The sequence below is a fragment of the Paenibacillus sp. FSL R7-0302 genome, from assembly GCF_038006885.1.
Taxonomy (GTDB): Bacteria; Bacillota; Bacilli; order Paenibacillales; family Paenibacillaceae; genus Paenibacillus_AQ.
Window position 1 is genome coordinate 1,839,113 of the sequence record NZ_JBBOWB010000001.1, and the last position, 13,063, is coordinate 1,852,175.

The 13,063-nt window shown below is 54.5% G+C and carries 9 protein-coding genes; 7 read left to right on the forward strand and 2 right to left on the reverse strand.

The annotated features are described in order from the left end of the window. The first annotated feature begins 97 nt into the window (after positions 1-97). Positions 98-1,060, forward strand: coding sequence for a DMT family transporter (locus MKY96_RS07770; RefSeq protein ID WP_036727422.1), 963 nt, complete (start codon positions 98-100; stop codon positions 1,058-1,060). 147 nt (positions 1,061-1,207) lie between these two features. On the opposite strand, the gene MKY96_RS07775 is transcribed toward MKY96_RS07770, so the two are convergent. Beyond that, positions 1,208-2,365, reverse strand: a complete 1,158-nt coding sequence (locus tag MKY96_RS07775; RefSeq protein WP_340939589.1) for a hypothetical protein — start codon at positions 2,363-2,365, stop codon at positions 1,208-1,210. A gap of 187 nt (positions 2,366-2,552) precedes the next feature. Here MKY96_RS07775 and MKY96_RS07780 point away from each other — a divergent pair, with 187 nt between their 5' ends. From MKY96_RS07780 to MKY96_RS07800, 5 genes are all read left to right on the forward strand, one after another. After that, positions 2,553-3,218 (forward strand): stage V sporulation protein AA, encoded by a 666-nt coding sequence (locus MKY96_RS07780; RefSeq protein ID WP_340939590.1) that lies wholly within the window; start codon positions 2,553-2,555, stop codon positions 3,216-3,218. After that, on the forward strand, positions 3,215-3,640 hold the full coding sequence (locus tag MKY96_RS07785) for a stage V sporulation protein AB (RefSeq protein ID WP_339249408.1): 426 nt from the start codon (positions 3,215-3,217) through the stop codon (positions 3,638-3,640). The genes MKY96_RS07780 and MKY96_RS07785 overlap by 4 nt, the downstream gene beginning before the upstream one ends. Before the next feature lie 895 nt (positions 3,641-4,535). Continuing rightward, a complete protein-coding gene (locus tag MKY96_RS07790) occupies positions 4,536-6,299 on the forward strand; it encodes a spore germination protein (RefSeq protein WP_445671477.1) in 1,764 nt (587 codons plus the stop codon). A 192-nt stretch (positions 6,300-6,491) separates the two neighbouring features. Further along, positions 6,492-7,826 (forward strand): diaminopimelate decarboxylase, encoded by a 1,335-nt coding sequence (lysA, locus tag MKY96_RS07795; RefSeq protein ID WP_209870088.1) that lies wholly within the window; start codon positions 6,492-6,494, stop codon positions 7,824-7,826. Positions 7,827-7,953: 127 nt separating this feature from the next. Further along, positions 7,954-8,385, forward strand: coding sequence for a peptidylprolyl isomerase (locus tag MKY96_RS07800; protein ID WP_036727386.1), 432 nt, complete (start codon positions 7,954-7,956; stop codon positions 8,383-8,385). A 141-nt stretch (positions 8,386-8,526) separates the two neighbouring features. Here the strand turns inward: MKY96_RS07800 and MKY96_RS07805 are convergent, their stop codons facing one another. Then, on the reverse strand, positions 8,527-9,288 hold the full coding sequence (locus tag MKY96_RS07805; protein WP_340939592.1) for a YwaF family protein: 762 nt from the start codon (positions 9,286-9,288) through the stop codon (positions 8,527-8,529). Positions 9,289-9,569: 281 nt separating this feature from the next. Here MKY96_RS07805 and MKY96_RS07810 point away from each other — a divergent pair, with 281 nt between their 5' ends. Then, positions 9,570-13,061, forward strand: coding sequence for a collagen binding domain-containing protein (locus MKY96_RS07810; protein WP_340939594.1), 3,492 nt, complete (start codon positions 9,570-9,572; stop codon positions 13,059-13,061). Positions 13,062-13,063: the final 2 nt, after the last annotated feature.

Genomic DNA, 13,063 nt, shown 5'->3' on the forward strand with positions numbered 1-13,063 from the left:
TCTTTATTGATAACGCCCCCGATGTTTGTCCTGTTCTCAGGACTCACGGGGGTTTTTGGTCTCTATCGAGGGTTTGTATCGACAAGGAGAATGAAAGATGAGTAATGTATCTGCTTCATCCCAAGGCGTGCGTACCGCACCGGTGCGCAGCGGATTCTGGCTGGTGGTTCTGGGGGCGGCCTTATGGGGAGTTGACCCGCTGTTCCGCATTATCCTGCTGAAATCCCTGACTTCATCCCAGATTGTACTTCTTGAGCATGTTGTGCTCTTCCTGGTTGCCGCTCCGGTAATGTGGCGCAATCGCGCAGAGCTGAAGGGTGTCCGTCTGCGCCAGGCCGCAGCGCTGCTCGTGGTATCGTGGGGCGGCTCAGCTGTAGCAACCATTCTGTTCACCAAGGCCTTATCCAGCGGAGACTTCAATGCCGTGCTGCTGCTCCAGAAGCTTCAGCCCTTGTTCGCCATTGGTCTTGCCGCTGTTATTCTAAAAGAACGCCTGCCCCGCAATTTCGCACCGCTGCTTATTGTTGCGCTGGCCGGGACGTACCTGCTGACCTTCGGCTGGACGATTCCCTTCGGCCATGTGAACAGCTTCATGGGCGTAGGAAGCCTGATGGCGCTGGGCGCTGCTGCTTTGTGGGGCGGCTCTACAGTCATGGGCCGTTATCTGCTGGGCTCAATGAAATATGAGACAGTAACCTCACTGCGCTTCATTCTGGCGCTTCCGCTGCTGTTCGTCATTACAAGTATGGAAGGCGCCCCGTGGCAGATGAGCGGCGGAGTCAGCGGCTCGGCGGCAGTTGCCATTAACCTGCTGCTGCAGGCGCTGCTGCCCGGACTGCTCAGCATGCTGCTCTACTACAAGGGACTGAATACGACCAAAGCTTCGGTAGCAACCCTGGCCGAACTCAGCTTCCCGATGACCGGTATTCTGATTAACTGGGTGGTCTATCAGCAGCTTGTAACCCTGCCGCAGATTGTCGGCTTCGCGCTGATCTGGACGGCACTGTTCTTCATCTCCAGTCAGCAGCGGGATCAGCTGCAGCCGGCCAAACAGAATTAACTTCATAGCGCTACAGTCTGAGGGGACATACCCCAGGACCCAGCGCATCATAGTCAAAGAGGATGTTCCTACACGGCCGCGCCGTCCGGGAACATCCTCTTTGCCTTATAGCAGAAGCAGGGGAAGGCTGCCGCCGCTGGAGTGATTTTATTTCACATATGGAGTGACCTTGATGCTCTTGTACCCAAGCTCCTTAAGCTGCGCTGGTGCGATGTACAGCCTGCTTGCCGAATTGAAGCTGTTCACAGGGGCGAGGACTGCGTGATTGCTGCCGTTTGTAACTTTGTAGATATAAGCAGCGGAAGGGTCGCCGGTTGCGCTAATGTTCATGACTTCGATCTTCCAGCCGAGGGCCGCGGCAAGCGGCTTCACCGGTATCCACTCTTGTCCGCCCTTAGTGAATACGGTGGATACATCCACACTTTTTCCGTCCAGATTCAGGTTCTGTTCATAGGCTAAGGTGATCGGCATCTCCGTGACAGGCAGGTCTTTCAGCAGCATACCCTTAGGGAATGTGACTTCCGGTCTTGAAGATGGAGGAGCAGGGAACAAGGCTTCAAGCTCGCGGGTGTCCTTGACCAGGCGTGACGATCCGTCCTTCAGATTATAGATCCAAGGGAGACGTTTGGGCTCGTTTTTGACATACTGCAGCAGTCCCTTCGTCAAGCTCCAGTTGTTCAAGGTCCCCTTCAGCAGCTCCTGCCGCTTCCCGGTGGACGGATCGTACGTACTGATCACATTCTGCCTGGCAGCCTCATTATATCCGCTCTCAAGCAGCGTATGCTGGTTGATCCACCGGGCATTGTAATACTGCTGAGTAGAATAATAGACGGATACTTTGCCGGTTACGGTATTTCTCAGATACTGATCGTTGAATTTCGCGATATAGCCCTCTGGCTGACGTTCGTAACGGAAACGCTCCAGCACACCCCAGCGGCCGTCAGGGGATAGGGTGTATTCGCTTTTACGCATAATGGACTGGCTCTGCGTATCGTAGACATAGGCTTGCTCCGGATCATCCATCCCCGTCAATTGCAGGTTCCCGCTGTCACTCTTCCGGAAATGCTGAAAAGCCTCCGGCCATTTACTATAGGTCCCATCCGGCTGCCGGGCAATGACGGCATTGATGAACTGGTTCCCGTCCAATTGACTCACCGAATACAGCTGGACGTTACTGCTCTTGCTGGTATAGGAATCGTATACCTCGATCTTCTCGGCTGCATGTGCTGTGAGCGGCGCAGCGAATGCCAGAAGCATCGATGCAGAGAGAACCATCCGTAAGGAGTGGTGCAATGCTTTTCTCATATGACCTTCCATCCCTTCTGTGTAAATAACTGTAACTATAGACGGCCCTGAGGCAGGAAAAGTTTCGGTGGTCCTGCTTACTCACGATGAATTGCGGAGGAGAAGAGTAAAAATAAGCCTTTTTTCCCATACTACCCTTATTCTTGCCGTAGGACCGCATCACACCTGAGCTTAAGGAGGCCCGCAGATGAACACTGATTCTCCGGCTACATCCATATATATCCAGCTTAAGAACCGGGTGACGGTGCCCAAGGGCAAGGGGGTGCTGCTGCGCGATGTCGCTTATCTGATCACTGATCCGCAGTGGCGGGAGCCGCTGTATACACTGCTTGTGCTTCAGCCGAAGGAGAGTGACGGCAATCTGATTCTGATTGATCTGCTGACCGTCATTCCCCGGATTCAGGATGTGTACCCCGATGCGGAGATTCAGCCGATTGGCGAAGGCCGCACCATTGTACAGATTGAAGGTCCGGCTACGGCTGCTAAACCTTCTATAGCCCTGTTCGTTCTGGTCTGGCTGCTGCTGTTCTTCGGCTCGGCGCTGACGATTATGAATTTCCATGCCGATGTCAGCATGCTGGAGGTACAGATCCGGATTGTGGAGATGCTGACGGGACGCAGGGACGAGCATCCTTATCTGTTTCAGATTGCCTATTCGCTGGGCATCGGACTTGGGATGGTGATTTTTTTCAATCATTTGTTCAAAAAGAAATGGAACGAGGAGCCGACTCCCCTTGAGGTAGAAATGTTCCTGTATCAGAAGAATATCGATCAATATGTAATCAACGAGGAGTACCGCAAAATGAAACGCCGCAGTGACGAAGCACCCGGCAGACGGGAGGGGGGCGCATGACCGCACCGCTGTCGCTCGGACTTCATCTGCTGCTCGGGATTGCCGGGGGAATCGCGGTGGGCGGAGGAGTGATTGCATTATTCGTAGTGCTGGACATCATCCCCCGGCTGGCGCAGCTTACCTCCTCCTATGACAAGGTTCACTGGTATGAGGGAGCGATGGTCGGCGGTTCCCTATTGGGAACGGTAAGTGACTTCTGGAACTGGAAAATGGCGGCGGGCCCGCTGATCGAGCTGGGGGTCGGCCTGTTCAACGGCATATTCATCGGCATGCTGGCGGCGGCTCTGACCGAGGTGCTGAATGTCCTGCCGATCCTGGCCAAACGTCTGCATATGACCCATCTGTTGCTTGGTCTCTTGATGGCGATGGTATGCGGCAAGGTGGCAGGGTCATTGTTCGACTGGTTTGTCTATCAACAGTAAAGGGGGCTAGGGAGTGAAGTATATTCACAGCGGTGATCGGGTAGAGACGGATAAAAAGAAAGACCGTTCTGCGCAGCAGAAATCGCCGGAGAAAAAGGCACCGGAGCAGGAAGAGCAACCGGCTGCGTCCCAGAGCGGCAAGGGTCAGGAGCTGGAGGCGTCGGCGGAGCTGGGGGCGGTGACGCGCCCGATTGAGGGCGGGCAGGAGAGCCCATCGGGCTTGGATGCTGCTCCGTCAGATAGTGGCGGGGACGGAAATGAAGTAGCCCAGGCGGCGAATCTTGGAGAAGCTGGTGGCGGTCAGAGTGCGGCATCTGGAGAAGGTGAGGATAGCGGAGGTAAGGACGCTGCAACTGGAGAAGGTGAGGATAGCGGAGGTAAGGACGCTGCATCTGGAGATGGCGGGGCTGTCGGCGGGAAAGATGCTGCGGCTACAGATGATGAGGCCAGTCCAGGGGATGATCCCGCATCCGAGAACGGAGACGATCAGGAATCGTCCGGCGGAGGGATCAAAGGGTTCTTCAGCAGTCTGTTCGGCGACGATGCCGGGCCGGAGGAGCAGGACGGGGACGGCTCCGGCAATATGGATGGACCGATTCAGGAGATGGAAGCTGCTGATGAACTGGGCAAGTCTGGTCAGCCGGAGGAAGCAGCTGCGGAATCCGGTGCGGGAGACCAGGCAGCAGACGATTCGCAGCAGGGAACACATTTTGCCGGGGATTCTGCATCCGCCGGTTTTGCAGGCCCGGAATCAGAAGATTCCGAAGGTGCGGGTACACCCGGGCAGACCGGAGCTGCACAGGCAGGGACAGATCATTCAGGAACGGATAATTCAGCTGCGGATTCCGGCGCGGGACAGGGAGCCCATGAAGACGGCAGAGGCCAGTCACAGGATATGGAAGCTTCGGACGAACTGGGCGAACAGAGTGAGGATAAGAGCCATAAAGGCTTTTTTGCCCGATTATTTGGAGATGATGAAGAGCCTGAGGATCAGGAGGACGGTCAGGAAGCTGGTCAGTCCCAGCAGCCGAAGCAGTCTGCGCCCAAGCAGTCCGCCCCTAAGAAGGCCAAAGCCGGTCAGGGAGCGGATTCTGCAAGCAAGCCTGAGGACCCTATGCAGCAAAAAAGAGACAATGAACGCTCCGACTCCCTGGAGCAGTCGATTACCTATTGGCAAGGCAACGACAAGATCCCGCAATCCCTGGCGGATACGAAGAATACACTGACTGAGGTCCTTGGGCTGGGCTCTTCCTTCGATATTGTGTTCAGGGAAATGTCCTTCGGCGGAAAAAGTGCGGCGCTGCTCTGCATCAGCGGCTTCGCCAAGGATACGATTATCGATGAAATTCTGAAGCGCCTGACGTATCTGACCCCCGAAAATGTATCGACAGATGTCCTCGCCAGCTTCATGAGTGAATATATTCCCCATGTTCAGGTGGAGAAAGGCGAGCTGTTCAGCGAGAGCATCAACAAGGTGTTAGCCGGCATGAGCGCGATCTTCATTGAAGGGGAATCGCAGGTTATTATCATGGATACCCGTTCGTATCCTTCCCGCAGCCCGGATGAGCCGTCGATTGAGCGGGTGGTCCGCGGATCGCGGGACGGCTTCACAGAGACGCTGCTAAGCAACGTGGCTCTGGTTAGAAGACGTATCCGCGACCCTGGGCTGAAGCTGGAGATGCATCAGATTGGACGGCGGACCCGGACAGATGTCTGCTTAGCTTACATCGATGATATCGTGGATAAGACCCAAGTGCAGGCCGTTACGGACAAGCTGAAAAGCGTCAATCTCGACGGCATTCCCCTGGCGGACAAGCAGCTGGAGGAAGCGATTGTCGGCGGCGGCTGGAACCCCTATCCGCTGGTCCGTTATTCGGAACGGCCGGATATTGTCGCTTCCCATCTGCTGGAGGGCCGGGTGGTTGTGTTTGTCGATACTTCCCCGAGTGTGATGGTGCTGCCGACGACGTTCTTTGATCTGTGTCAGCATGCGGAAGAGAACCGCCAGACGCCTTTTATGGGGACTTATCTCCGCTGGGTCCGCTTCATCGGGATCTTTGCATCGATGTTCCTGCTTCCGCTGTGGATGCTGATGGTTCTCCATCCGGAGCTGAAGCCCGGCATGCTTGATTTCATCGGTCCGCAAAAATCTGCCAATCTCCCGCTCATTGCCCAGTTCCTGATCGTTGAGCTGGGGGTAGACCTGCTGCGGATGGCTGCAGTGCATACACCGACGCCGCTCGGCTCCGCGATGGGGCTGATCGCTGCCATTCTGGTGGGTGATATCGCCGTACAGACCGGGCTGTTTGTCAATGAAGTGGTGCTCTATATGGCGGTGGCCTCTATCGGGATGTTTGCAACGCCGAGCTACGAGCTGGGGCTGGCCAACCGGATTGTCCGGCTTGCGCTGCTGCTGGCGGTGGCTGCTTACGGCATCCCCGGCTTCATGATCGGGACGACGCTGCTGGTGGTGCTGCTGACCACGCACCGTTCGTATAACTCTCCTTACATGTGGCCGTTTATACCATTTAATGCAAAAGCCATGGCGGAGATCCTCCTGCGTCAGCCGGTGCTCAGCTCCAAAACAAGGCCATCCTTCAACAAAACAAGAGATAGCACCCGGATGCCTGAGCATAAGGATGCCCCGCGCAAGTCGTAGGAAAATACAAATCAACTGCAAAAAAGTCCATTCAATGGTGTTCCCTCTGTCTGTTATACTGAATATACTGAACAGCCCCGCAATAAGCCGGATCTGTATTCTGAGCATCTGTTTCAGGAACGCATCGGGGCCCCAAATCATATACTAGACAGGGTGGAACGGATGATTCCACAGAAATTGGAGGACTGCGCAATGTTTTTACACGGGACGAGCCGAATCAATGATGCAGGGCATTTGGAGATCGGCGGATGTGATGTAACTGAATTGAAGGCGGAGTATGGGACACCGCTATATATAGTGGACGAGCAATTGGTCCGCCGCCGCTGCCGCGAGTATATGGAGGCGTTCACAGCTTCCGGCCTCGGGTTCCAGGTGGCTTATGCCAGCAAGGCGTTCTCGACAATGGCGATGTGCCGGCTTGCGGATGAGGAAGGTCTGTCGCTGGATGTGGTCTCCGATGGAGAGCTGTATACTGCGCTGCAAGCCGGTTTCCCGGCGGAACGCATTCATTTCCACGGCAATAATAAGACACCGGATGAGATTGAGATGGCGATCGATGCAGGGATTGGCTGCTTTGTCGCCGATAATCTGGTGGAGCTCCGTCTGCTTCAGTCCATTGCCGCCCGCAGAGAAGTGACTGTTAATATTCTGCTGCGCGTTACGCCTGGAGTGGAGGCCCATGCCCATCATGCCTACGCATCGACAGGACAGACCGACTCCAAATTCGGCTTCGATATCGGCAACGGCTCGGCCCGTGAAGCGGTCAGCCTGGCTGACAGCCTGGCTAATCTGAACCTGCTCGGCGTGCATTCGCATATCGGGTCGCAGATTTTTGAGACCGAGGGCTTCCAGCTTGCCGTTGAACGTATTGCCGAGTTCACCCGTACCGTCAAGGAAGAGCTGGGAATCTCCTTCCCTGTAGTCAACCTGGGCGGAGGCTTCGGAATCCGTTATGTGGACGGCGACACGCCGCTGCAGGTGTCCGAATATGTCGCTGCCATCACAGATGCAGTGAAGACCCACTTCGCCGGCATTAACGATTCGCTGCCGCAGATCTGGGTAGAGCCGGGCCGCAGTATCGTAGGGGATGCCGGAACGACTCTGTACACGGTTGGAACCAGCAAGGAAATTCCGGGAGTGCGCAAATATGTAGCTGTTGACGGCGGCATGACAGATAATCCGCGTCCGGCTCTGTATGAATCCAAGTACGAAGCGCTGCTGGCAAGCCGTGCGACTGAGCCTAACGTGGAGAAGGTATCCATCGCCGGCAAATGCTGCGAGAGCGGCGATATGCTGATCTGGGACGTTGAGCTGCCTAAGGTGGAGAGCGGTGATTTGCTGGCTGTGGCCTGCACAGGTGCCTACAATTACTCCATGGCCAGCAACTACAACCGTATCCGCCGTCCGGCGGTGGTGTTCGTGCAGAACGGGCAGAGCGATCTGGTTGTACGCCGCGAATCCCATCAGGACATTGTTGCCAATGATATTGTGCCTGCACGGATTGCCAAACAAGCCGTTACGAAATAAGAAGACTATAGGGTTGTGCTATAGCGGCAGGCGGGAAGACATCCCGCTTGCTTTGCTTTGTGCTCCGTTTCATAGTAAACTAATAAACGTGTTCTACATTTGTCATTTCGAAAGGGGTCATTTACATATGGCTAAGCAAGCGAAAATTACACTCGAAAACGGCGGCGTTGTGCTGATCGACTTGTTCGATCAGGATGCGCCTAATACAGTAGCAAACTTTGAGAAGCTGGCAAAAGACGGCTTCTACAACGGATTGTTGTTCCACCGCGTGATTCCAGGCTTCGTAGCACAAGGCGGCTGCCCGAACGGAACAGGCACCGGCGGTCCTGGCTACACCATCAACTGCGAGATCAACCCGAACAAGCACGAGCGCGGCTCCCTGGCTATGGCCCATGCCGGCAAGAACACAGGCGGAAGCCAGTTCTATATCGCTTACGCTCCACAGCCGCACCTTGACGGAGTACACACAGTATTCGGTAAAGTGGTTGAAGGCATGGATCTGGTTGACGCTTTCAAAGGCCGCGACAAGATGACGACCGTTGAAATTGTAGAAGCTTAATACTAGCATTCTGTAGACGCTATAGGGGGAGGTTCTTCTCTTCCACAGGCATCGCCGAAGCACCCGGCTGGGTAATCCAGCCGGGTGCTTTTTGCCGTGCGGGGAATTGTACAAATAGCAGTTGGATTTGCTCCACTCTATTTACCTGCCAAGTTTCCGGCTGGCTGCGGCGCGGCGATTCATGTACAGCTCCGGCAGCTTGAAGAAAATCAGGAACATCAGGAGGAAGATGACGAAGGCGAAGCCTTCTTCAACCAGCAGATAGTAGGGATAAGGGCCGAAATAGTCCAGTACCGAGAACGTGCTGGGCTTGCGCATCAGGAACATATAGTTGGAATCCAGCAGCTTATTGGCGGCGTAGACACACGCGGCGACAAGGTTCAGGCAGAGCATGGTGAAGAACAGCGAGCGCCAGGCGGGCTTATATCCTTCGACCCAGGTCATGTACAGGGACGCGAGTATGATCGACCCGTGGGCGATGAAGAAGAGCAGGAAGCGGAAATGCGGAAACGGATAGACCAGATTAGGGGTAAGCAGGGCGATGAATGCACCGCCGATCCCGGCAAAATAAAGAAAGCTGTACAGCAGCCTGCTGCGTGTGAGCAGCATCACGATCGACAGAAGCAGGGTAATTCCGCATAGTTCCAGCGGCAGGGAGGAGCTGCGGCTCCAGCTGTCATGGGACAGATACCAGACATGCAGGCCTCCCTCAGAAGCAGCCAGCAACATGATCAGCAGCAGGCGTATGCCTAACCGCAGGCCGGACCTGTTGCGCAGGGCGAAGCGGGCCCAAAAGAGCGCCAGGCAGCACAGGGCGATGACGGACAGGGCAACGAGATGGGAGGCGGAGAGCATGACGAAATCGCTGTCACGGGCACGGTCCCAAAATAAAGTACGGTTCACTTGGAATCTCTCCTTGAATCCTGAATTAAGGGTTGCATAATAATTTCTTTAATTTTAACCATTTCTGATTCTAAAGTTCTACTCTTAGGTGATATAAGTATATATCGTCTGTAGTGGGCAGAAAAGTCAGGTTTACTAGTTTATTTACATAAGATGGACTCTTAGCCCGTATACATAACGAAACTTCAGGTGGAGTGTGTCCTTACCGGTGCGTTCAGCAGCCATCTTTTTAGCAGGTATGCTTCAAATCATTCAATCGAAAGAACGGGGGCTTATGGGAAATGGTGAAAAAAAGAACAAGCCTGGCAGTGATCCTGGTCATGTTATTTGTGCAATTGGTCTCAGGGCTGGGCTTCACCCAGCAGGCTACAGCGGCGGCCATTGAACAGGACCAGGACATTATTACCAGTGTATCCATGGCGGTATATGGTCCGGATGGACAGACGGTGACAGGCAGTGTGTATGATGTGGATTCCACCGTGAGGCTGGACTATACCTGGTCGCTTCCTAACGGCCACGGCTATAGCCAGGGAGACACCTTTGCTTTCCAGCTTCCCGAGCAGTTCCAGCTCTTCAATGACATTCAGGGTGGACTGGAATCGGACGAAGGGACGGTAGGCACATTCACGGTCAGCCAGGCTACCCATCAGGTAGTGATGACATTTAACGATTACATCGAGAGCCATGCCAATGTGCAGGGGACCTTACGTATTAATACCCAATTTGACAAAAAAGTGATCAGCGGCAGCACCGTCCAGCAGATTTTGTTCCCGGTGAACGGCGGGGTCCAGACGATTACAGTATCATTCAAGCCTACTGTAGGCTCGACGATTACCAAGAAGGGAGTCTCCAGCGGCTTCAACGCAGATCATATTGACTGGACCGTCGATGTGAACAAAAGACTGGAGCCGGTAAGCGGCGCGGCTGTGACTGACCCGATTCCTGACGGGCTGGCACTGGACAGCACGGTTACGCTTGCCGTGTACCAGCTGAATGTTCAGCTTGACGGAACAGTTACGCAAGGCCAACTGGTAGACAGCAGCAAATATACTGCCGGCGTCTCCGGCGGGACGCTGAAGCTTCAGTTCACGGACCCTGTGATTACGGGGGCATACCGTATCACTTATACCACGCAGGTAGTAAGCGACAACTTGTCCAGCTTCACCAACACGGCAACCTTTACAGGGGACGGCCGTGACCCGGTAAGCGCTTCGGATACAGTAGTTATTGAACGGGGCGGCAGCCTTAACAAAAAAGTAATCCGTTATGACTGGGGCACTCAGACCATTAACTGGGCTATCGAATACAACTACAATAACCGGACGATCTCCCCGGAGAACGCGGTGTTGACGGATGTGTTCAACAGCTCCCAGGTGCTCCTGGAGAACTCGGTGCGGATCTATCCGGTTACGCTGAATGCAGCCGGAGAAGCTGCCAAAGGCACGGCTCTGAATGCAGGCAGTGATTACACAGTCACGCCTGTCAACGGCGAATCCGGCAACGGATTCAGACTGGAGTTCAAGAATACGGTGAAATCGGCTTATCTGATCGAATATACGACCAAGGCCGCAGACCGTGTGTTCAAAGATACGAAGATTACCAACACTGTCTCTGACAGCACCTATAGCAGCAACGCTACTCAACTGATCCGGCCTATTATTATCTATAAGAATCTGTCCGGGGTGGATTACAACAAACACACCACCGACTGGAAAATCACGTTCAACGGGGACAATTATCCAATGAACGAAGTGGTGGTTACAGACAGCTTCCCGCAGGGAGGACAGAAATACATCTCAGGTTCACTGGTGGTCCGTACACTATCCGGCACAGTGATCCCTCCATCGGCTTATACCCTGATTGTGAATTCACCGGCTCAGCCTAATAAAGGCTTCCAGGTAAAGTTTAATGCACCGGTTACAGGTACTTATACCATTAGTTATCAGACGGAATTCAGCAATGACTGGCTTACCGGCAATACGAGTGATTTCATCAATGTGGCCCGGATTGACTGGAAGGACAGCCAGAACAAGGCACAGTGGACAGAAGCCAGCGGGAAGTTCATTCCTAATTCTGAGGTGAAGAACAACGGGTTCAAATCCGGGGCGTATGATGCTTCTGCCAAGGAGCTGACCTGGACCGTAGGCGTCAATTACAACAGCAAATCCATTGCCGATCCTGTAGTGACGGATGTACTGGGTGACGGACAGTCTCTGGTACCTGGCTCACTTAAGGTATACAAGATGAATATTGCCAAGGATGGAACGCATAGCCCAGGCGCTGAGGTGGACGGCAATGAGTTCAGCTATAGCGTGGGCAGCGGCAATGAGCTGAAGGTTGATTTTGACACAGCCATTAATTCGCCTTATTACATCGTATTCAAGACCAGCCTGGCCGGACAGCTAATCGGAACCAAGGTAGCCAATACAGCGAACCTGCTGGACGGCACGAAGAAGGTCTCCAAGGATTTGAAGGCCACGGTAGATATCCCGCACGGGGATGAATATGTGTTCAAAGACGGCGCACAGAATGGAGATAAGCTGAACTGGACCATTGCGATCAACCGCACCCAGTCCCATGTTAAAGATGCCGTAATTACCGATGTGCCGAGCACGAATCAGATCCTGCTGCCGGACAGTTTCCAGCTGTACCGTACGGTTACGTCAGTGAACGGAGAGGTCACGAAGAGCGGCCCACCGCTGGTGAAGGATACCGATTACAGCTTGACGATCAGCGCCGATGCACAGGGCAGACAGTCCTTCGTTTTAAGCTTCCCTGGTGACATCCATTCCGCTTATGTGCTGGAATATCAGTCGCTGATCGTTGCGAACACTGGCGATAAGCTGGTTAACTCTGTGAGCTTCAGCGGCAATAACGTTAAACTTATCACCAAGGAGACGACCAAGGAGATTATCGTAGGAGTGTCCAGCGGCTCGGGAACAGGCAGCGGCGTCAGAGGGACGCTTAATGTCTTCAAGCTGGAAGCAGGCAATGTTGCAAAACCGCTGGCGGGAGCTACCTATGAGCTATACCGCCTTAACGGAAGCGACCGGGTACTGGTGAATACCCGTACCACTGATACAGCAGGCATCGCAGCATTTAACAATCTGTGGCTGGGCAGTTATGTCCTGATTGAAACAATAGCACCGCAGGGCTATGTGCTTGATTCCACCGAGCATCCGGTGACGATCGGCTCATCGGCCGTGCTGAATCTTACCTTGTATAATAAGCTGGCGGAGCAGCCAACGCCGACAGTAACACCAATGCCGACTGTGACTCCTGTGCCGACTGAGACACCTGTAGAGACCACAGTTCCGACTACAGTTCCATCGCCGGTGCCTACAGATTCTACGGGGCCAGGGGCCACACCTGTTCCGACATCGCCTGACGGAGGTCCGGTATTTACTCCGGTACCAACACCAGCCGGTACGTTCGAACCGGGAGTCATTATCGATGAGCCACAGATTCCTGCAGGACCAGGCTTGCCGGGAACGGCGCAGCCATCTGCACCGGCACCAACTGTTACTCCGGTACCGGCAGCGCCTGAAGTGGTAACGCCAATCGACGATAATATCCCGCTGGGCAATCCGGAAGTTGATGTTGAAGACGATCCGGTTCCGCAAGGGACGGTCTCGGGTACGAATGACGGCAGCGGCAGACTGCCGCAGACCGGAGAGAGCAGCCCGCTGCCGATCTACCTGACGGGTGCAGGCCTGATTCTGGGCGGCTTCATCCTCAGCCGGGTATTCCGCAGAACACGCAAGCAGGACTAGGC

What these genes read in the sequence shown, in the direction of transcription:
- MKY96_RS07800 (WP_036727386.1), top strand. Translation starts at nt 7,954, where the DNA reads ATGGCTAAGCAAGCGAAAATTACACTCGAAAACGGCGGCGTTGTGCTG.
- MKY96_RS07780 (WP_340939590.1), top strand. Translation starts at nt 2,553, where the DNA reads ATGAACACTGATTCTCCGGCTACATCCATATATATCCAGCTTAAGAAC.
- lysA (WP_209870088.1), top strand. Translation starts at nt 6,492, where the DNA reads ATGTTTTTACACGGGACGAGCCGAATCAATGATGCAGGGCATTTGGAG.
- MKY96_RS07770 (WP_036727422.1), top strand. Translation starts at nt 98, where the DNA reads ATGAGTAATGTATCTGCTTCATCCCAAGGCGTGCGTACCGCACCGGTG.
- MKY96_RS07790 (WP_445671477.1), top strand. Translation starts at nt 4,536, where the DNA reads ATGGAAGCTTCGGACGAACTGGGCGAACAGAGTGAGGATAAGAGCCAT.
- MKY96_RS07810 (WP_340939594.1), top strand. Translation starts at nt 9,570, where the DNA reads ATGGTGAAAAAAAGAACAAGCCTGGCAGTGATCCTGGTCATGTTATTT.
- MKY96_RS07775 (WP_340939589.1), bottom strand. Translation starts at nt 2,365, where the DNA reads ATGAGAAAAGCATTGCACCACTCCTTACGGATGGTTCTCTCTGCATCG.
- MKY96_RS07785 (WP_339249408.1), top strand. Translation starts at nt 3,215, where the DNA reads ATGACCGCACCGCTGTCGCTCGGACTTCATCTGCTGCTCGGGATTGCC.